This is a genomic window from Aeromonas sp. FL131 (assembly GCF_049860615.1).
In the GTDB taxonomy this organism is placed as follows: Bacteria; Pseudomonadota; Gammaproteobacteria; order Enterobacterales; family Aeromonadaceae; genus Aeromonas; species Aeromonas hydrophila.
Window position 1 is genome coordinate 3,129,656 of the sequence record NZ_CP187595.1, and the last position, 18,417, is coordinate 3,148,072.

At 59.3% G+C, this 18,417-nt stretch carries 17 protein-coding genes and 1 pseudogene; all 18 read right to left on the reverse strand.

The features are described from left to right. Positions 1 to 190 precede the first annotated feature (190 nt). A complete protein-coding gene (locus ACPW75_RS14455; RefSeq protein ID WP_077095985.1) occupies positions 191 to 988 on the reverse strand; it encodes a DUF1338 domain-containing protein in 798 nt (265 codons plus the stop codon). A gap of 109 nt (positions 989 to 1,097) precedes the next feature. Further along, positions 1,098 to 2,567, reverse strand: a complete 1,470-nt coding sequence (gene astD / locus ACPW75_RS14460) for a succinylglutamate-semialdehyde dehydrogenase (protein WP_077095986.1) — start codon at positions 2,565 to 2,567, stop codon at positions 1,098 to 1,100. A 70-nt stretch (positions 2,568 to 2,637) separates the two neighbouring features. Beyond that, the gene (gene astA, locus ACPW75_RS14465; protein WP_042064928.1) at positions 2,638 to 3,657 is read right to left on the reverse strand and encodes an arginine N-succinyltransferase; all 1,020 of its coding nucleotides are present in this window, start codon (positions 3,655 to 3,657) and stop codon (positions 2,638 to 2,640) included. Between the two features lie 75 nt (positions 3,658 to 3,732). Next, positions 3,733 to 4,950: an aspartate aminotransferase family protein gene (locus ACPW75_RS14470; RefSeq protein ID WP_077095987.1), complete on the reverse strand. Its 1,218-nt coding sequence runs from the start codon at positions 4,948 to 4,950 to the stop codon at positions 3,733 to 3,735. 277 nt (positions 4,951 to 5,227) lie between these two features. Continuing rightward, the gene (locus ACPW75_RS14475; protein ID WP_045527830.1) at positions 5,228 to 5,809 is read right to left on the reverse strand and encodes an aminodeoxychorismate synthase component II; all 582 of its coding nucleotides are present in this window, start codon (positions 5,807 to 5,809) and stop codon (positions 5,228 to 5,230) included. A 20-nt stretch (positions 5,810 to 5,829) separates the two neighbouring features. Then, a complete protein-coding gene (locus ACPW75_RS14480; RefSeq protein WP_011706959.1) occupies positions 5,830 to 6,045 on the reverse strand; it encodes a hypothetical protein in 216 nt (71 codons plus the stop codon). A 123-nt stretch (positions 6,046 to 6,168) separates the two neighbouring features. Next, the gene (trpS, locus tag ACPW75_RS14485; RefSeq protein WP_005298400.1) at positions 6,169 to 7,173 is read right to left on the reverse strand and encodes a tryptophan--tRNA ligase; all 1,005 of its coding nucleotides are present in this window, start codon (positions 7,171 to 7,173) and stop codon (positions 6,169 to 6,171) included. A gap of 39 nt (positions 7,174 to 7,212) precedes the next feature. Next, on the reverse strand, positions 7,213 to 7,881 hold the full coding sequence (locus ACPW75_RS14490) for a phosphoglycolate phosphatase (RefSeq protein ID WP_077095988.1): 669 nt from the start codon (positions 7,879 to 7,881) through the stop codon (positions 7,213 to 7,215). Continuing rightward, the gene (gene rpe / locus ACPW75_RS14495) at positions 7,868 to 8,542 is read right to left on the reverse strand and encodes a ribulose-phosphate 3-epimerase (protein WP_016351625.1); all 675 of its coding nucleotides are present in this window, start codon (positions 8,540 to 8,542) and stop codon (positions 7,868 to 7,870) included. The genes ACPW75_RS14490 and rpe overlap by 14 nt, the downstream gene beginning before the upstream one ends. Positions 8,543 to 8,812: 270 nt before the next feature. After that, positions 8,813 to 9,685, reverse strand: coding sequence for a Dam family site-specific DNA-(adenine-N6)-methyltransferase (locus ACPW75_RS14500; RefSeq protein WP_011706963.1), 873 nt, complete (start codon positions 9,683 to 9,685; stop codon positions 8,813 to 8,815). A 70-nt stretch (positions 9,686 to 9,755) separates the two neighbouring features. Beyond that, positions 9,756 to 11,363, reverse strand: a complete 1,608-nt coding sequence (locus ACPW75_RS14505) for an SPOR domain-containing protein (RefSeq protein WP_077095989.1) — start codon at positions 11,361 to 11,363, stop codon at positions 9,756 to 9,758. Further along, the gene (gene aroB, locus ACPW75_RS14510) at positions 11,353 to 12,435 is read right to left on the reverse strand and encodes a 3-dehydroquinate synthase (protein WP_077095990.1); all 1,083 of its coding nucleotides are present in this window, start codon (positions 12,433 to 12,435) and stop codon (positions 11,353 to 11,355) included. Before aroB ends, ACPW75_RS14505 begins: the two co-directional genes overlap by 11 nt. A 15-nt stretch (positions 12,436 to 12,450) precedes the next feature. After that, on the reverse strand, positions 12,451 to 12,969 hold the full coding sequence (gene aroK / locus ACPW75_RS14515) for a shikimate kinase AroK (protein WP_005298388.1): 519 nt from the start codon (positions 12,967 to 12,969) through the stop codon (positions 12,451 to 12,453). Positions 12,970 to 13,160: 191 nt separating this feature from the next. After that, a pseudogene (locus tag ACPW75_RS14520) lies at positions 13,161 to 15,363 on the reverse strand (type IV pilus secretin PilQ). Between the two features lie 14 nt (positions 15,364 to 15,377). Further along, positions 15,378 to 15,908: a pilus assembly protein PilP gene (locus tag ACPW75_RS14525; RefSeq protein WP_011706967.1), complete on the reverse strand. Its 531-nt coding sequence runs from the start codon at positions 15,906 to 15,908 to the stop codon at positions 15,378 to 15,380. Beyond that, complete coding sequence (gene tapO, locus ACPW75_RS14530; protein ID WP_011706968.1) at positions 15,905 to 16,504, reverse strand: PilO family type IV pilus biogenesis protein TapO; 600 nt, start codon at positions 16,502 to 16,504, stop codon at positions 15,905 to 15,907. Before tapO ends, ACPW75_RS14525 begins: the two co-directional genes overlap by 4 nt. After that, positions 16,501 to 17,079: a PilN family type IV pilus biogenesis protein TapN gene (gene tapN / locus ACPW75_RS14535; RefSeq protein WP_077095991.1), complete on the reverse strand. Its 579-nt coding sequence runs from the start codon at positions 17,077 to 17,079 to the stop codon at positions 16,501 to 16,503. The genes tapO and tapN overlap by 4 nt, the downstream gene beginning before the upstream one ends. After that, entirely contained in the window at positions 17,067 to 18,137 is a 1,071-nt protein-coding gene (gene tapM, locus ACPW75_RS14540; RefSeq protein ID WP_077095993.1) for a PilM family type IVa pilus assembly protein TapM, read from the reverse strand. The genes tapN and tapM overlap by 13 nt, the downstream gene beginning before the upstream one ends. Between the last annotated feature and the right edge of the window lie 280 nt (positions 18,138 to 18,417).

Genomic DNA, 18,417 nt, shown 5'->3' on the forward strand with positions numbered 1-18,417 from the left:
CAGTTCAGCATTTAAGTTTGGCATCATCTGTTTAATGGAATATCATTTTCAATGATGCATACAAAATGACTCTATTTGTTCCTTTGGGTAAGCGCTTAGCCCGACAGGGCACCACACAACAGCAATAATTTGACCGTATTTAACCCAAAATAAAAACGCCCCAGGCGGGGCGTTGTTTTCATGGCGGCCATTACATGGCGTTGGTGGATTCGAAGATCTTGTCGGCCGAGGCTTCGACGAATCCTGGGTAGAGTACGCCGTCGGCCTGCGGGTAGCGCAGGGCAAACTCGTAGAAGCAGCTCGGGATGGTGCGCACGCCGTCGGTGAAGGCCACGTCCGCCTTGTCGGCCATGGTAGACGATTGCTCCAGCATCACCTGCGGGTCCCCTTTCACCTCGCCACCCACGCCATTGAGCACGAAGCCTGCGGCCTTGAGGGCGGCGTTGACTTGCTGGATGGTGTCGAAGTCCTTCAGGCGGTTGATGTTGACGGTGAAGTGGTTGGCACGATAACCCCAGGCCGCCATCCAGGCCGCATACTCGCTCTCCGCCAGCAGGGTCTGGTAATCGGCCCAGGAGACCTGCCAGGGAGCGCCGGCATAGAGGAAGGCCTGGGTGTCGGTCAGGTGATCGGGCACCTGAGCCGCCAGCTTGTGGATGATGGCCTGGGCTGCTTCAGAGAGCTCTTCCACCTTCAGCTCGCTGATGAACACCTTGGGCGCGTCCGGATCTTGATGCTCGAAGTGCTTGGCATAGAGCTTCTTGGCCTTGAACACGTACTCGCCCTTCTGCTCGTAGCCGAGCGCCAGGAAATGGGCGGCCAGCTTCTCCAGCCCCAGCTTGGGCAGGTTGTAGGTGCGAAACGCCACGTGGTCGTTGACGATGGGCTCGCCGCCCCCCAGCAGTTGATGAACCTTGTGGGCACTCGGGGTGACTTGAATGTAGTTATCCCACAAATGACCGAACAGGGTGTCGATATCCTTTTGCATCTCTCTTTCCTTTGATTGCGGGTACAGACAAGGGCACCAGTTCAGTGCCCCTTTTATTGTCGTGGTCAGGCGCTGGCGCCAACGCAGAGAGCGCCCGCCTTTGTCTTGCTTAGAACGTCAGACCGGGAGACAGCTGATCCGGCATGGCGGCCTTGCTGTCTTCGACGGAAGCCACCGGATACGCACAGTAGTCGGCGGCGTAGTAGGCGCTCGCCCTGTGGTTGCCGGAGGCGCCGATGCCACCGAACGGCGCGGCACTGGAAGCGCCGGTGATGGGCTTGTTCCAGTTGACGATGCCGGCGCGAATGCGCTTGAAGAAGTGCTGCCAGTCCGCCTCGCTGTCGCCGAGCAGGCCGGCCGAGAGGCCGAAGCTGGTGGCATTCGCCTTCTCGATAGCGGCATCGAAGTCGTCGTAGCGAATGAGCTGCAGCAGCGGGCCGAAGTACTCTTCGTCCGGCAGCGCGCTGACCGCGGTCACGTCAATGATGCCCGGGGAGACAAAACCGGTGCCCGCTTCCAGGTGCGTGAGGGTGAGCAGGCTCTCGCCACCGAGGCGCTGCAGGTTGGCTTGCGCTTCGACCATGCCGAGCGCTGCCTTCTCGCTTATCATGGCGCCCATGAACGGCTGCTCGGCGGCGTCATAGAGGCCGACCTTGATCTGACCGACCACCGCTACCAGGCGCTTGACCAGGGCATCGCCCCGCTCGCCGCGCTCGACAAACAGGCGACGCGAGCAGGTGCAACGCTGGCCAGAGGTGATGAAGGCGGACTGCACGATGGCATGGACGGCGCCATCGATGTCGCTCACGTCTTTCACGATCAGCGGGTTGTTGCCACCCATCTCGAGGGCCAGGATCTTGCCCGGCTGGCCGGCAAACTGCTGATGCAGGAAATGGCCGGTACGGGACGAGCCGGTGAAGAACAGGCCGTCGATGTCCGGATTGCCGGCCAGCGCCTTGCCGGTGTCGACCTCGCCCTGCACCAGGTTGAGCACGCCCTTGGGCAGTCCCGCCTCCTGCCAGATCTTCAGCATGGCCTCGGCCACCATGGGGGTCAGCTCGGAGGGCTTGAATACCACGGTATTGCCGGCGATCAGCGCCGGCACGATATGGCCGTTGGGCAGGTGGCCCGGGAAGTTGTAGGGGCCGAACACGGCCACGACGCCGTGGGGCTTGTGGCGCACGAACGCCTTGGCACCGGGCATGGGGTTCTCCACCGTGCCGGTGCGCTCGTCATGGGCGCGGATGGAGATGGCGATCTTGCCCTGCATGGCGGCCACTTCGGTGCGGGTCTCCCACAGCGGCTTGCCGGTTTCGCGGGCTATGGTCAGCGCCAGCGCCTCCTTGTGCTCGCCGAGCAGGTCGGCGTAACGGCGCACGATGGCCAGACGACCCTCGAGGGCCAGATCGGACCAATGATAGAAGGCATGGCGGGCGGCCTTGACGGCGGCCTCCACCTGGGCGGCACTGGCGGCCTCCCCTTGCCAGATCACCTGATTCTTGGCCGGGTCCTTTGATTCGAACGGCTTGCCTGCTCCGGCCAGCCACTGACCGTCAATAAACTGAACTAACTGGCTCATCCTTCACTCCCTGTGGTTCGCAGGCAGCCTTGGCTGCCTGTTTCATATGCGGTTTTACTGCTGATATGGCTCAATCGAGATCGACGGCGCGCACCATGTCGCCATCCTGCACCTTGAGTGCGGCCGCCATCTTGGGCGGGATGATGGCCTCGTGCTTGTCCAGATCGACCCGGATGTTGCCGTAGCAGGCACGGTAGTGCTCGTAGCGGGTATTGCAGACCAGATGGGTCTTGCCACCGATGGGCTCACCCACCAGCACCCGCAGCTTCTGGCTGCGGCGCACGCTGCGAATGTTCTTCACGTCGCACTCGACGGTGGGGCCGGCATCGAAGATGTCAACATAGCCGCGATTCACGAAGCCTTCGTCCTGCAGCATCTTGATGGCCGGGCGGGTCTTCTCGTGGGTCTGACCGATGACGGCGCGCGCCTCGTTGCTCAGCAGATTGACGTAGATGGGGTACTTGGGCATCAGCTCGGCGATGAAGCGCTTCTTGCCGATGCCGGTGAGATAGTCGACGGTGGGAAAATCCATCGAGAAGAAATGCTTTTGCAGCCACTCGTAGAAGGGGCTGTGACCATCGGTATCGGAGACGCCACGCATCTCGGCGAAGACGGTCTCGTCAAACAGCTCGGGGTGTTCGGCCATGAACAGAAAGCGGTGCTTGGAGAGCAGACGGCCGTTGAGCCCCTCGCGGGCGCATTCGCGCAGAAACAGGGTGCAGAGCTCGGAATTGCCGGTGTAGTCGTTGGAGAGGGTGAGGGTTTCCACGACGTTGTAGATGCCGAGCTTGGGGGAAGAGTGGACCACCTTGCCGATGTGATAGTTGTAGAACGGCTGGGACAGGCCCACGGCCGCATCGATGGCGCAGGTACCGACCATTTCGCCGGTCTCCAGATCCTCGGCGACGAAGAAATAGAGGCAGTCACCCTTGCCCGCAGGCTTGTCCGAAAAGGTCTGGGTGGAAGCGTCTATCTTGCGCTGCAGCAGTTCATCGTTGACGGGCAACGAGGTCATGCCGGTGCCGGATTCGATGGCACAGGTCTTGAGACCGGCAAAATCTTTTTGCTCGATGGGACGGATAACCAACATAAATGACAACTCCCTTTCATTGACGACAGGTGGGGTCCCGGCTCCTGCCGGGAGGGCTCCCCACCTCAATTTGGATCAGGCGTTAACCACCTGGGCAACCGCTTTCTCGAACCGGGCCAGCCCTTCCTTGATGTCCGCTTCCGGAATAACCAGCGACGGCGCGAAACGCACCACGTTGGTACCGGCTACCAGCGCCATCAGACCCTGATCGATGGAGGCCAGCAGGAAGTCACGGGAGCGGCCCTTGTAGTCGTCGTTGAGCACGGCGCCCAGCAGCAGACCCTTGCCGCGCACTTCGCTGAAGCAGTGGTACTTGGCGTTGATGGCCTCGATCCCTTCGCGGAACAGCTGTTCGCGCTGCTTGATGCCATTGAGCACTTCCGGGGTGTTGACCACGTCGATCACCGCCTCGGCCACCGCGCAGGCCAGCGGGTTGCCGCCGTAGGTGGAGCCGTGAGTGCCCACTTTCAGGTGGGAGGCGATGTCGGTGGTGGTCAGCATGGCGCCGATGGGGAAGCCGCCGCCCAGTGCCTTGGCGCTGGTGAGGATGTCCGGCGTGACGCCCAGACCCATGTAGGCAAACAGATCGCCGGTACGACCGACGCCGGATTGCACTTCGTCATAGATCAGCAGGGCGTTGTGCTTGTCACACAGCTCGCGCACCCCTTTGGCAAACTCGTCGGTGGGACGAATGATGCCGCCCTCGCCCTGCAGCGGCTCCATCACCACGGCGCAGGTATTGTCGGAGATGACGGCAGCCAGCTCCGCCAGATCGTTGTAGGCCACGTGGGTGATGTCTGCGGGCTTGGGACCGAAACCATCGGAGTAGGCAGCCTGGCCGCCGACGCTGACGGTAAAGAAGGTACGACCGTGGAAACCCTGGTGGAAGGCGATGATCTGGGTCTTGTGGGCACCGAATTTCTCGATGGCGTAGCGACGGGCCAGCTTGAGAGCGGCTTCGTTGGCTTCGGCACCGGAGTTGCAGAAATAGACCTTGTCGGCAAAGGTCGCGGCGACCAGCTTCTTGGCCAGGCGCAGGGCCGGCTCGTTGGTCATCACGTTGGAGAGGTGCCACAGCTTCTCGCCCTGGGTTTTCAGGGCCTCGACCAGCTTGGGATGGCAATGGCCCAGGCCATTGACGGCGATCCCGCCGGCGAAATCCACATACTCACGGCCTTCCTGATCCCAGACACGTGACCCTTCACCACGCACCGGGATGATCTTGGCGGGCGCATAGTTGGGAACCATCACTTCATCAAACACTTCACGTGTCACTGCCAACAACTCTGACATATTGCTCTCCTTCGATCTGGCGACAGAATAATCCACCGCCCAAAAGTTAAATCCATGTAAACACATCGGCATTGTCACAGAAAAAAAGCTAAAAGTCTGCAACAAAGCGCGTTACAGGGAACAATGTTCGACTGCCCGTGAGATTTTAGGCAACCGCATTGCATAACGGCTCAGGGGGTGTTGGCAAGAGATAATTTGGACAGGGAGGGAGGTGAATAAAGTGTCAGGGAAAATATTTTTGGCCTCCTTTCAATTCTGGGAGGCCGATCACAACTATTCAGGGATTAGCCAAAAAATTGGCCAGCAACTGATGACCCTGCTCGCTCAGAATGCTCTCCGGATGGAACTGAACACCCTCTATATTCAACTGCTTATGGCGCAGCCCCATGATCTCGTCCGGGCTGCCATCGGCATGTTCGCTCCAGGCGGTGATCTCGAAACAATCGGGCAAGGTATCGCGCTCCACGATGAGCGAATGGTAACGAGTGACCCGCAGCGGGTCGTTGAGCCCCTTGAATACCCCCTCGCCGCGATGGCGAATGAGCGAAGTCTTGCCGTGCATAACCTGACGGGCGCGCACCACCCTGGCACCGAAGGCCTGCGCCAGTGACTGATGGCCGAGACAGACGCCGAGAATGGGAAGCTGGCCGGCAAAACGGGAGATGGCCGCCAGCGAAATACCCGCCTCATTGGGGGTGCAGGGACCGGGAGAGATCACCAGATAACGGGGAGAGAGCCGGGCAATGGCGTCCAGCGTCAGCTCGTCATTGCGCTTCACCACTACCTCCTGTCCCAGGGCTCCAAAATATTGCACCAGATTCCAGGTAAAGGAGTCGTAGTTATCGATCAACAACAGCATGGGTCAACCAGGGCAGAGAATTAACGATCCAGATAGCGACCCTGTTCCATTTCACGCTCGCGCTGGCACTCGGCCAGGTAGATGGCGGCGGCGATGGCAGGGGTTTTGTGGTGCTTGTCGATGGCATTGGAGACCATCAGTTGCAGGGTATTGAGGTTTTTGGCCTTGCGAAACTTGCGCAGCCAGTGACCCTTGTCACCCAACTCTTCAATCGTGGTATTTGATTCGACAGACATGCTAACTCTTGGGGCAGACGCCCGCGTTTGAAATTGGAAGATGAAATAACGAATAGCAGGTCGGGTAAAACAAAGAAAGCCAGGCAAATACCCAGCTCTCTTCTACTACACCTTCCCAGTATGTCAGGCTCGAGGAACGAAGCCGACTACATCATATACGCTGGCCAGGGTTTTTTCAGCCCTTTCCCGCGCCTTTTGTGCACCGGCCGCCAAAATGGCCTGCAGATGAGCCTCATCCTGACGCAGCTCGTGGAAGCGGGCCTGAATCGGCTCCAGCAGGGCGACCACGGCCTCGGCGGTTTCGGTCTTGAGATGACCGTACATCTTGCCTTCGAAATGCTGCTCCAGCTCGGGGATGGAACGGCCGGTCACCCCGGACATCAGGGTCAGCAGGTTGGAAACCCCCGGCTTGTTTTCCGGATCGAAACGCACCACCGCCGGCTCGTCGGAGTCGGTCACCGCGCGCTTGATCTTCTTGACGATCTGCTTGGGATCTTCCAGCAGGCCGATGAAGTTGGCCTCGTTGTCGTCCGACTTGGACATCTTCTTGGTCGGATCCTGCAGGCTCATCACCCGGGCGCCTTCGGTCGGAATGAAGGGCTCCGGCAGGGTAAACACCTCGCCGTAGAGGTTGTTGAAGCGGGTGCAGATGTCGCGGGTCAGCTCCAGATGCTGCTTCTGATCGTTGCCCACCGGCACCTGATTGGCCTGATAGAGCAGGATGTCGGCCGCCATCAGCACCGGATAACCGAACAGGCCGACGTTGACGTTGTTCTCGAAACGGGCGGACTTGTCCTTGAACTGGGTCATGCGCGACAGCTCGCCCATCTGGGTGTAGCAGTTCAGGATCCAGCCAAGCTCGGCATGCTGCGGCACGTGGGACTGGATGAACACGGTGCTCTTGGCCGGATCGATGCCGACCGCCAGATAGAGGGCGGCGGCGTCCAGGCAGGCCTTGCGCAGGGCAGCCGGATCCTGGCGGGTGGTGATGGCGTGCAGATCGACGATGCAGTAGAGGCAGTCGAAGTCATCCTGCATGTTGACCCACTGACGCAGGGCCCCCATGTAGTTGCCGATGGTCAGCTGGCCCGACGGTTGGGCCCCGCTCAATACGATAGGTTTAGTCATCAGAGTGTTGATCCTTGTTATTCGGCCTGCCTGGCCAGCTTATTCGGCCAGCAGCGCGTCGAGCTGGGCAAACTGTTCGCATACCCAGTCCGGGCGGGAATCTGCAATGGGACGGCCATAGTTGTAGCCATAGGTCAGTCCCACCACCTTCATGCCGGCAGCCTGGGCGGCCAGCACGTCATTTTCGGAGTCGCCCACCATCAGGGTGCGCGACGGGCTGACGCCCAGCTCGTGACAGGCCAGCAGCAGCGGCTCCGGGCTTGGTTTCTTGACGGGCACGCAGTTGCCCCCCAGCCAGAGTGCGAAACAGTCGCCGATGCCGAGGGCATCGAGGATCGGCTGCACGAAGTGACTCGGCTTGTTGGTCACGATCGCCTGCTGGTAACCCAGCGCCTGCAGGCGACGCAGGCTCTGCTCGACCCCGTCATACATGGCCAGCCCTTCCAGCAGGCAGGCCTGATAGTGACGGTCAAACAGCGGACGGGCGCTGGCAAACAGCTCGGGCGCCGCGCGATAGTCCAGCGCACGCTGGATCAGCTTGTCGGCACCGTTGCCGACCCAGGTCCGCACCACGGCCTCGTCGGCCTCGTCCAGCCCGAGTTCGGTCAGCGTACGGTTGACCGCCAGCGCCAGTTGCGGGGCACTGTCGATAAGGGTGCCGTCCAGATCGAACAGCACCAGGTCAAAATCACGTTCAGCGTTTGACATGAGAGAGCTCCGCCCGCATCTCGTCGATCACCGCCTTGTAGTCCGGACGACTGAAGATGGCCGAGCCAGCCACGAACATGTCGGCACCAGCCTGGGCAATCTCACGAATGTTGTCGACCTTGACCCCGCCGTCGATCTCGAGGCGAATGTCGCGGCCGCTCTCGTCGATGAGGCGGCGCACCTGGCGCAGCTTGTCGAGGGTACCTGGGATGAAGCTCTGGCCACCAAAGCCCGGGTTGACCGACATCAGCAGGATCACGTCCAGCTTGTCCATCACGTACTCCAGGCAGGTGAGCGGCGTGGCCGGGTTCAGCACCAGACCGGCCTGGCAGCCCTGCTCCTTGATGAGGCCCAGGGAGCGGTCGACGTGGTCGGACGCTTCCGGATGGAAGGTGATGAGGGAGGCACCCGCCTTGGCAAAATCGGGAATGATGCGATCCACCGGCTTGACCATCAGGTGCACGTCGATGGGGGCTTCGATACCGTAGTCACGCAGGGCCTGGCAGACCATGGGGCCTATGGTCAGGTTGGGCACATAATGGTTGTCCATCACGTCGAAATGGACCACGTCGGCACCGGCGGCCAGCACCTTGGCGACATCGTCCCCCAGACGGGCAAAGTCGGCGGAGAGGATCGAGGGGGCAATCAGAAAGTCTTTCATCAGCGTCATCCATTGGCAGCGTGGCAGAAAAAGCGGCGCAATTTTACCGCAAATGGACGCTGAAAACGACCCGCACACGGTACGGAAAAAGCGAACACCATCATCACCGCAAACGGGCGCCGAAAACGACCCGCACACGGTACGGAAAAAGCGAACGTCATCATCACCGCAAACAGGCACTGAAAACGACCCGCACAGGGCACGGAGAAAGCGAACGCCGTCATCGGCCGCGGCAGACATAAAAAACGGCACCCCGAGGTGCCGTCTGTGTCAGCCGAGTGGCGCCAGTTCGGCGTCGCTCGGGTAGTAGCCCTGCTCCGGCTCGATGCCGGGCGGATAGAGCGCCAGCAACTCGGCCACCTTGTTGCGGGTGCCACCGTTGCGACTGATGGTGCGCTTGACCAGGATCTCGTCGAGGCGGGCGCCGCGATAAAGCTCGCGGGTCAGCTCGATGTCATGGTTGCTGATGAGCACGGGCACCCCTTTGCGCGCCGCGGTGTGGCGGGCCAGCCTGGCCAGCACGGCCTGATCGTCCAGGGTGAAACCGCCGGCCGAATAGGTGGTGAAGCTCGCGGTAGTGGAAAGCGGAGCATAGGGGGGATCGCAATAGATCACCCAATCCTCTTCGGCGCGCTGGATGGCATCGGCATAGCTTTCACAGATGAAGGTCGCCTTCTGCGCCTTCTCGGCGAAGGCCCACAGCTCTTTTTCCGGGAAATAGGGCTTCTTGTAGGAACCGAACGGGACGTTGAAGCCCCCTTTCTTGTTGTACCGGCACAGGCCATTGAAACCGTGTCGATTCAGAAACAGGAACAGCAGGGCGCGCTCGAAGCTGGTGTCGGTCTGGTTGAACTGGGTACGCAGCCGGTAATAGGCCGCCTTGTGGTTGTGCTCGGTCACGAACAGCTTGCGCGACTCAGCGATGAACCGATCCGGCGTCAACTTGAGATGATTGTAAAGACCGATCAGATCCGGATTGATGTCGTTGAGCACATAGGCGTCGTAGTCGGTGTTGAGAAACACGGACCCGGCCCCGACGAAGGGCTCCAGCAACACACGCCCGGCCGGCAAACGCTCGGCAATCTCTTCAACCAGGGAGTATTTTCCCCCGGCCCATTTTAAAAAAGCGCGTGTTTTTTTCATGGAAATCCGGTGTTAAGAAGGCATCGACCAAAAAAGGGGGACGATTCTACCCCCTTCCCGGCCAAAATGGCTATTGCTTCAACTCTTTTTGTACCTGCGCAAACGACTTGGGCCAGGGTTGACCCTTCAGCAAGGCGGGCGACAGCTTGCGAATGGCGGCCTTGGCCTGGTTGCTGCTGGCGTAGTCCCCCTGCAGCACCACGTACCAGGGGCTGCCGCGGAACTTGGTCTGATAGACCCAGATCTTACCGGCCAGACCATTTTCGGCCACGAACTTGTCGACCGCCTTGGTGTTGCTCGCGCCCATCAGCTGGATGCTGTAGTGGTTTCTGGGCTTCTTGTTCAGAGTGGCAGCGGGGGTCAGCGCCACCTTGGGAGCAGGTGCCGCCACCGGTTCAACCGCGACTGGCTTGACCACCGGCTTGCTGGCTGCTGACGTGGGTTGGGCCTTGGCGGTGTTTGCCGGCTGGGCAGTCTGAGCAGTGGCATTGGGTGTAACAGCCTTCTCGGCGGAGGCCCCCTGAGTGGCCGCTGCTTGCGAATCGGCGCCGGTCAGCTCATCCACCACCGCAGTGGGCAGGGCGCCGCTGACGTTGGGCTGCTTCATCAGCTTCTCGACCACCTCGTCGGAGATCACCACCCGGCGCCCTTCGTAGTTGGTCGATTCGGTGGTCACGGTGTCGCTCTCCACCGCCTTGGGCAATACCTTGGCATCCGGCTGCCAGTCGCGTACCACGCCGCTGGGATTGCTGGCGGTACCATCACTGGCCGCACTCTGGCTGCCGTTCTGACTGGTGTTGCTGCCGCCGATGGTCAGCGGATCGCCACCCGAGACGGGGATAGGCAACGCCGTGGTTTGGGTGGGCTCGGGGGCAGTACTCTTGCTGTCGCCGCCAAACAGGGCCGGCAGCAGATAACTCAGCGCCAGCAGACCGCCGGCCAACAGGGCCAGCAGGGTCGCAATCTTCTTGACGGGCAACTCGGCCTGACGTTTCTTGGACCTTCTGTCGGTCATGATATCCTCCAGTAACTGCATGATGGTGGACGGATGTCCATTTGCCACTTTCAGGATCTCTTCCACTTTCGGCTTGGGCAAGAGGGCTGTCGGGATCTTGAGCTCTTTGGCCTTCTCATACAAGAAGATGCGTTGTTCGGGCGCGCCAAGCGGCGCGACTTCCAGCTCCAGCGCGGGCATGGCCCGCCCTTTCAGCTGCGCCTTCTGATTGCGACACCAGACGTCACTGCCGGAGAGCACGATGGCCAACTGATGGGGGATCTTCAGGGTATCGTTGTGACGACACAGGCTCCACAGTTCGCCGACCAGCTCGGCAGGCAGCTCATCCGCCCGCTCGATCAGCAGCAGCAGGGTGGCGGGTTTGCCTTCCAGCATGCGGAAAAAGCTGTCTGCCAGCGCATCCTGCGGATTGAACAACGGCCGGGCCACCACCTGGGGAAGCAACAGCTGGCGCACGTCCACCATCTTCATGGCAGGGCTGCCAATCAGGCTGACGACCCGCACTTTTTCCGGCAGCGCTCCCAGCAGGGATTCGCACAACGTGCCACGGCCACTGCCGGGTTTGCCGGAGAGAAAGATAAAAGGATGATTGAATTCAATCAGATGCAGCAGCCGGTCAACCAGCTGCCGCTGGGAGGGAAATTTCAGCAGTTTATTCGTCACGACCAGACTCGATCACCGCCAGCAGTTCAGCATCGGAGACATCGGCCACCACCTGGGCATGACCTATGCCGACCGGCAGCACCAGACGCAATTTGCCTTCCAGCACCTTCTTGTCGCGGCGCATGTGACGAATGAAGGCCGCAAAATCCATCTCTGGCGGCGCCTGCACCGGCAAATTGGCCGCCAGCAGCAAGGCCCGGATACGATCTACCTGTTGCTCGGTCACGTCACCACGGGCCAAGGCGGTATTGGCGGCCAGCATGGTGCCTGCCGCCACGGCTTCGCCGTGCAGCCAGTTGCCATAACCCTTCTCGGCTTCAATGGCATGGCCAAAGGTGTGGCCCAGATTAAGCAGGGCACGCACACCGTGTTCGGTCTCGTCCTGGCCAACCACATCGGCCTTGATCTCGCAGCAGCGGCGGATGGCATAAGCCAGCGCGGCCGGCTCCTGCGCCTGCAGACGGAACATGTTGGCTTCGAGCCAGCAGAAGAATTCGACATCCCAGATGATGCCGTATTTGATCACCTCGGCCATGCCGGCGGCAAATTCGCGGGCAGGCAGGGTCTGGAGGCACTCGGTATCGATCACGACGTGTCTGGGCTGATAGAAGGCCCCGATCATGTTCTTGCCGAGGGGATGGTTGACGGCAGTCTTGCCACCAACGGAGGAATCAACCTGGGAGAGCAGTGTGGTAGGCACTTGAATGAACGGAATGCCACGTTGATAGCTTGCAGCAGCGAAGCCGACAACGTCCCCTATCACACCGCCACCCAGGGCAATCAGAGTGGTATCACGACCATGGTTGGTTTCCAGCAGAGCGGACATGATCCGCTCAAAGGTAGCCAGGGTCTTGTAGGCCTCGCCATCCGGCAGGATCAGGTGTTCAACCTGATAGCCCGACAGCAACTGGACAATCCGCTCAAGATACAAGGGCGCAACCACTGTGTTGGTCACAATCATGACCCGCTTGCCCTTGATGGTTTGCGTCAGCACCTCTGCATGCTGCAACAGACCTGCGGCTATCTCGATGGGATAGCTGCGTTCACCCAGTTCGACCTTCAACCTTTCCATGGACGTCCTCTATTATTACATGCCGATCAACTTAACGATTTGATTGGCAACAACTTTAGCGCTCTGGTCATCAGTCTGGATGACAAAGTCAGCCACTTCTTCATACAGGGCGTTGCGTTCTTGTGCCAGACGCTCGAGTACTTCGCGCGGCGGCTCTTCGGTTTGCAGCAAGGGGCGACGCTTGTCTCTTTGCGTACGTGCCAGTTGCTTCTCAATGGTGGTTTCGAGGTACACCACGATGCCGCGAGCAGAGAGCTTGTTGCGTGTTTCACGGCTCTTGATGGCACCGCCACCCGTCGCCAGCACGATACCCTGCTGTTCGGAAAGGTCACCGATGACCTTCTCTTCGCGGATCCGGAAACCCTCTTCGCCTTCAACATCGAACACCCAGCCGATATCGGCACCACTGCGGCGCTCAATCTCATGATCTGAGTCGAAAAACTCCATATGCAGTTGTTCTGCCAGATGTCTACCTATGGTGCTCTTGCCCGCACCCATGGGACCTATCAGGAAAATATTGCGTTTCTCAGCCATGTCTTTTCGTTAGTAATTACAAACTGTACGACCCCGACAAACTCTCGATCGGGGTACCTATGAACCTTATCTTGCGATGGATCAGGAGGGGGATTATCTCAATAGAAATCAGGACTGGCAACCGCAGCCCTTACGCCCCAGCCTCATTGGGGCGTAAGGTTATATGTGTTTTACCTTCACATGTAAAGTCTTCAGAAGGCGTCGGTGACTATCTTCGGCGTCACGAAAATCAGCAACTCGCGCTTTTTGTTCTCGCTGGTTGTCTTGCGAAACAACACCCCCAGACCCGGGATATCGCCCAGCAGGGGCACCTTGCTGACGTCGCTCTTGATGGTCTGTTGATAGATGCCACCAAGCACCAGGGTCTCGCCATTGTTGACCAGCACCTGGGTAGTGATGGACTGGGCGTTGATGGAGACGGCATCACCGGTACCGGTCGGCACGGTTTCACCCTTGGTATCCTGGGTCACGGTCAAGTCCAGGATCACCCTGTTGTCGGGGGTGATCTGCGGCGTCACCTTGAGGCTCAGCACCGCCTTCTTGAAGGTGACCGAGGTTGCCCCGCTGGAAGAGGACTCCACATAGGGGATCTCGGTACCCTGCTCGATCAGCGCCGGTTTCTGGTTGGCCGTGGTGACCCGGGGACTGGCGATGATCTCGGCCTTGCTCTCTTTCTCCAGTGCCGACAGCTCGAGATCCAGCAAGGTACCATCTGCCAGCCGCGCCACCTGGAAGGCCAGAGTGCCAGCGGCGTTGGTCACCGGCAGATTGACGTTAAGCCGATCGTCCACCCCAGGTCGGGTGATGGTCGAGCCACCATTGTTGTTGCCGGAACCGTCATTGCCCTCGATGGTGCCCGAGGTACTGTTGCCGTGCCCATCGTTTTTGGTTACCCCCCAACGCACCCCGAGCGCCTCGTCAAAGCCGTCATCAATGGTCACCATGCGCGCCTCGATCACCACCTGCTTGACCGGAATATCCAGGATATCCAGCATCCGCTTGATGTTGCTGATGACGTCGGCAGTGTCCTTGACCACCAGCACGTTGGTCCGCTCATCGACACTCACCGCCCCCTTGGACGAAAGCAGTTTGGTGCTCTCGGACGAGAGCAGCGCCGCCACTTCGGATGCCTTGGCATAGTTGATCTGCAGATACTCGGTATAAAGCGGTGCCAGGTCGGCGACCTGGTTGCGGCTCTCCAGCTGCTGTTTCTCGCGAGCGGCAATCTCTTCGGCCGGTGCGACCAGCAGGATGTTGTTGTCCAACCGCTTGTCGAGTCCCCGCACCTTCAAGATGATGTCGAGTGCCTGCTCCCAGGGCACCCCGTCCAGCCGCAGGGTGATGTTGCCCGACACCGAATCCGTGGTCACCAGATTGAGGTTGTTGAAATCCGCGATGAGCTGCAGCACGGTTCTCACCGGGATATCCTGGAAGTTGAGAGAGATGGGTTTGCCCTGATACTGCTTGCCGGCAGTCGCCGCGGTGCGCTTTTTCACCTCGACGATGAACATCTTGTCCGCCTGATCATAACGGTAGTCAAACTGGCCGTTGACCGAGAGTTCGAACAGGGTGTCGTTACCCTGGCGGAACACCTCAACCTGAGAGACAGGGGTAGCAAAATCCTGCACGTTGATCAGATTAAGCAAATCGTCCGGTACCCGGGTACCGTGAAACTTGGCAAGCACCGTCTGGCCACGGCTGCTGACGTCAACGGCGGCGGAGCTGTTGTCCAGCGTCACCAGAAATTCCCCCTGCCCGTCCTTGCCACGCCTGAAATCGACCCCCTTCACGGAATTGAAATAGGCACCGCTGGCCGCGGTCTGTGGTGATGGCAAGACTGGCTTGCTGGCCACGGGCGCAGCCACTGGAGCGCTCTGGCGAGCAAGCTGCTGACTGTTGATCAGGGCGGACGAGGCTGTCGGCTGGGTATTGATAAGTGCAGACGAGGTCGGCTGGGGGGCCACCAGCCCGGAGGATGCTGTGGTGGCTGGCAGCGGCATGGCTGCTTTTTCTCCCAGTGCCACCAACAACTTGTTGCCCTGCTGATGCACCTGATAGGGGGGTCAGTTGATCGAGGGCGATCTTGATATCGAGACCTGCCCCCTTGCCCTCGACCTTGAGGTTATCTACCCCCTGCTGCTTGATGGGCAACGGGTTCACGTTGAGCGCTCCCACCGCCCCAGGCACATGCAGCAGCAGCTGATTGGGTTCATAGGAGAGACGATCGGTAAATCCGCTGACCGGTTCACTGAAGCTCAGCTCCAGCAACAACTGATCGGCCATCAGCGGATTGACCTTGACCTCCTGCAGGGTTGCCACGGCCCAGGCCTGGCTCCATGCTCCGGCGCAAAACAGCAGGGTAACTCGGGCTACCATACCTATTGTTGTTTTCATCGCATCATCCCTGATTATCGTTTTGCTTCAAGATTGGCCATGCCCAGCTGAGTTTCTCGGGTCACCCAGCATCCTTTGCCATCCGGTATAGTCTCAATCAAATCCACGTAGGTGTCAGTGATCCTGATCACCCGTCCCTGATCCAGTCCCATATGTTGATTGAGACCCACCCGGATGGATTGACCATCAGGAGTCCTGATCAAGGCCCACAACTGTCCCTGCTTGCCAAGTGAGCCCTGCATGCTCAGGCTGGCCAATGAATAGCGCTCCAGTACTTCTTTCTCTCTGTTGGCCACGATCTGGGCGCAATCCGGCTTCACCTTGGCATCCACCTTTGCACTGCTGGTTTCAGGCTGGGGGGCGATGAAGGGGCTGCGCTGATCGCTGAGGTGATAAGCCATCGGGGAAAAGGGTTTGATTTCGGGAAGAGGCTCGATGGGTACTGGTTTTCTGGCCTTGGTTGCGGCCACATAGTTGTCCATGTCGTCCTGCCCACCGCAGGCGGTCAACAACAGGGCAGGCAACAACACGCAGAGTAGCTTCATTTGGTCTGCCCCACGGTTTTGCCATTGTATTTGTAGGTTTTGGCCAGCATCGACATGGCAATCATGTCACCCTGCTCCTTGCCCTGTCCCAGCGTGAACGATTCCAGGATGACGATACGCGGCAAGGCCGCCATGTCGGCCGTGAACTTGCCTATCTCATGATAAGTGCCCACCACTTCGATTCGCATGGGCAGCTCGGTGGAGAACTCGTGTTTGATCTCAGGTTCCCAATTGATGCGATTCAATTTGAGCCCATTGTCGGTAGCAATGAAACTGATGTCATCCAGCAATCCGGCCACTTCGTGAGTATTGGGCAACTGCTTGAGCTGGGTATCCACCAGCTGTTCAAGCTGCACCATCTGAGTCTTGTATGCACCGAGGTTGGCAGCCAGCATCGCCTTGCTCTCGAACTGCGCCTTGAGCTCGGCCTCCTTGTTGGTCTCCTGGGTCAACAGGGTCAGTGAGTTGGCAATCACGTAGTAATAGATGGCTCCCCCCAGCAAGGCACAGAAGAACAGGATGAAAATCCCCTTGGCCAGCTTGGGCCAACTGGCAATGTTGTTGAGATCCAGTTCGTTGAGCTGTTGTAGATTCATTGCTGCCCCTTAGTCACATCGACCGTGGCACCTGCCGCACCTGCGACCTGGAACATCATGGAGAACTGGCTGAGCGAAACTGGCGCCACATCGGCCGCAAAAATCGTGCTGATCTGCGACTGCCCCAACCAGCCGGAGCCGTCGATGCGACGCATCATGCTGGCTACCCTGCCATAGGCCTCGGTCTTGCCATTCACATCTATTTGGTTGTTCTGCAAGGCAAGCGTATTGAGGTAAACCCCGTTGGGAACCAGCGAAGGCAACTGGTTGAATAGGCGAACCGGCAGATTGCGGCGCATCTGCAGGTGTTCGATCAATTGCATGCGGTCGATCAACTCCTTGCGTCGCTCCTTGAGCAGGCGGATCTCGCCAAGCTGGGCATCGAGGATAGTCATCTCCTGCAGTAAACGCTGGTTGCGCTGCTGCTGATGGCCTATCTGCTGCTCCACCAGCCAGTCGGCAGCAAAGCCGAGTGAAGCCGTAATGGCCATGAAGATGCCAAGCATGACCCCGAATTGCTTCTTCTGCCGCTGGGCCCTGGCCTCACGCCAGGGCAGGAGGTTTATATTTGACATGGCGTGAAGCTCCTCAATGCCAGACCCAGCGCCGTCATGAACTTGGCACCGTGGACCGCCCCCTCCCCTTTCGGCTTGCCGAACAGAGCAAAGGGATCAGGATGCAATACCTCACAGTTCAACTCGCTGCCGACCTGGGCCGCCAGCCCGGGCAGCAGACTGCCACCGCCGGTGAGCACCAGTCTGGAAAGCTCCCTGTGCCCGGAAGAGCTGCAAAACAGCTGCACGTTCCGCCTGACTTGCTGCAGCAGAGCATTCATATGGGGCAGCAACACATCCAGTTCGTGATCAACTGGCAGATTGCCCTGCAACTTGGCCTGCTCGGCATCATCCAGCGACAGGTTGTAGAAGGAGGCCAGCGCCTGACTATATTGATCGCCACCGAAGTTTTGCAGACGTGAGTAGATAACCTCTCCCTTTACCAGCGCAGCAAAGGTCATGGCGCTCGCTCCGATGTCGATCACGCCGACCGGTTTCTCCCACTCCTGCAGCTCCGGCAGGCAGGCAAGCACGGCGCGGCCCAGCGCGTGGGCGCCCACATCTACCACCTTGGTGGTCATGTCGGCTTCCGCCAGCGCAGTCACCCGCCCGCTCACGCTCTCGGTGCGGGCCGCACTCAGCAACACTTCGCGGCGCTCCTGATCGTTGACCTTGCCCAGAATTTCAAAATCCAGGCTCACTTCATCTAGGGGAAAGGGAATGAGTTGCTCGGCCTCGAGCTGAACCTGATTCTCCAGCTCGTTCTCACCCAGAGCGGCATCCACCTGAATGACTTTGGTGATCACGTTGGAACCGGTGACGGCAGTCGCAACATACTGGCTGCTGCCCGAGATGAGGCGCTTGAGGGCCTTGAGAGACTGGCTGACCCGCTCGATATCCTGCAGCTGATAATCGACCAGAGTGCCTTTGGGAGTGGCGACTTCGGCCACCGATTCGAGATGCAGCTTGCCGGGACGACCGGTAATGGTCACGGCCTTGATGGTCTGGCTGCCAAAATCAATACCCGCCAGAGGAAGCAGAGAACCTTTGTTGAATAGCCCAAACATATACACATCCATGCGTTATTGGGTTTTAGGATTGATTGTAGGACAGCTAATCAGAAGATGATGACTTAACTCATCCTAAATGCTCTATCTATCAATGTCATAAAGTTTATGCCGAAAAGTGATACAACTCGCTTTCCGGCTGCCCCTCGCCTCCCCTTGGTTATTGAGCCACAGAATGCTAACCTCCCGCCTCTTCTCGAGGAGCCGGGCAGCCGTCAGGAAAACCTCGAATTTCCGGAGGCAAAAGGGCTATACTCTGCGCCCGTTGGCTAATTTTAAGACGATTGGTAGT

Coding starts and splice junctions, on each gene's coding strand:
- tapN (WP_077095991.1), bottom strand. CDS start 17,079: ATGTCAAATATAAACCTCCTGCCCTGGCGTGAGGCCAGGGCCCAGCGG.
- ACPW75_RS14500 (WP_011706963.1), bottom strand. CDS start 9,685: ATGAAAAAAACACGCGCTTTTTTAAAATGGGCCGGGGGAAAATACTCC.
- rpe (WP_016351625.1), bottom strand. CDS start 8,542: ATGAAAGACTTTCTGATTGCCCCCTCGATCCTCTCCGCCGACTTTGCC.
- aroB (WP_077095990.1), bottom strand. CDS start 12,435: ATGGAAAGGTTGAAGGTCGAACTGGGTGAACGCAGCTATCCCATCGAG.
- aroK (WP_005298388.1), bottom strand. CDS start 12,969: ATGGCTGAGAAACGCAATATTTTCCTGATAGGTCCCATGGGTGCGGGC.
- astD (WP_077095986.1), bottom strand. CDS start 2,567: ATGAGCCAGTTAGTTCAGTTTATTGACGGTCAGTGGCTGGCCGGAGCA.
- ACPW75_RS14480 (WP_011706959.1), bottom strand. CDS start 6,045: ATGTCTGTCGAATCAAATACCACGATTGAAGAGTTGGGTGACAAGGGT.
- ACPW75_RS14470 (WP_077095987.1), bottom strand. CDS start 4,950: ATGTCAGAGTTGTTGGCAGTGACACGTGAAGTGTTTGATGAAGTGATG.
- trpS (WP_005298400.1), bottom strand. CDS start 7,173: ATGACTAAACCTATCGTATTGAGCGGGGCCCAACCGTCGGGCCAGCTG.
- ACPW75_RS14490 (WP_077095988.1), bottom strand. CDS start 7,881: ATGTCAAACGCTGAACGTGATTTTGACCTGGTGCTGTTCGATCTGGAC.
- ACPW75_RS14525 (WP_011706967.1), bottom strand. CDS start 15,908: ATGAAGCTACTCTGCGTGTTGTTGCCTGCCCTGTTGTTGACCGCCTGC.
- tapM (WP_077095993.1), bottom strand. CDS start 18,137: ATGGATGTGTATATGTTTGGGCTATTCAACAAAGGTTCTCTGCTTCCT.
- tapO (WP_011706968.1), bottom strand. CDS start 16,504: ATGAATCTACAACAGCTCAACGAACTGGATCTCAACAACATTGCCAGT.
- ACPW75_RS14475 (WP_045527830.1), bottom strand. CDS start 5,809: ATGCTGTTGTTGATCGATAACTACGACTCCTTTACCTGGAATCTGGTG.
- ACPW75_RS14455 (WP_077095985.1), bottom strand. CDS start 988: ATGCAAAAGGATATCGACACCCTGTTCGGTCATTTGTGGGATAACTAC.
- astA (WP_042064928.1), bottom strand. CDS start 3,657: ATGTTGGTTATCCGTCCCATCGAGCAAAAAGATTTTGCCGGTCTCAAG.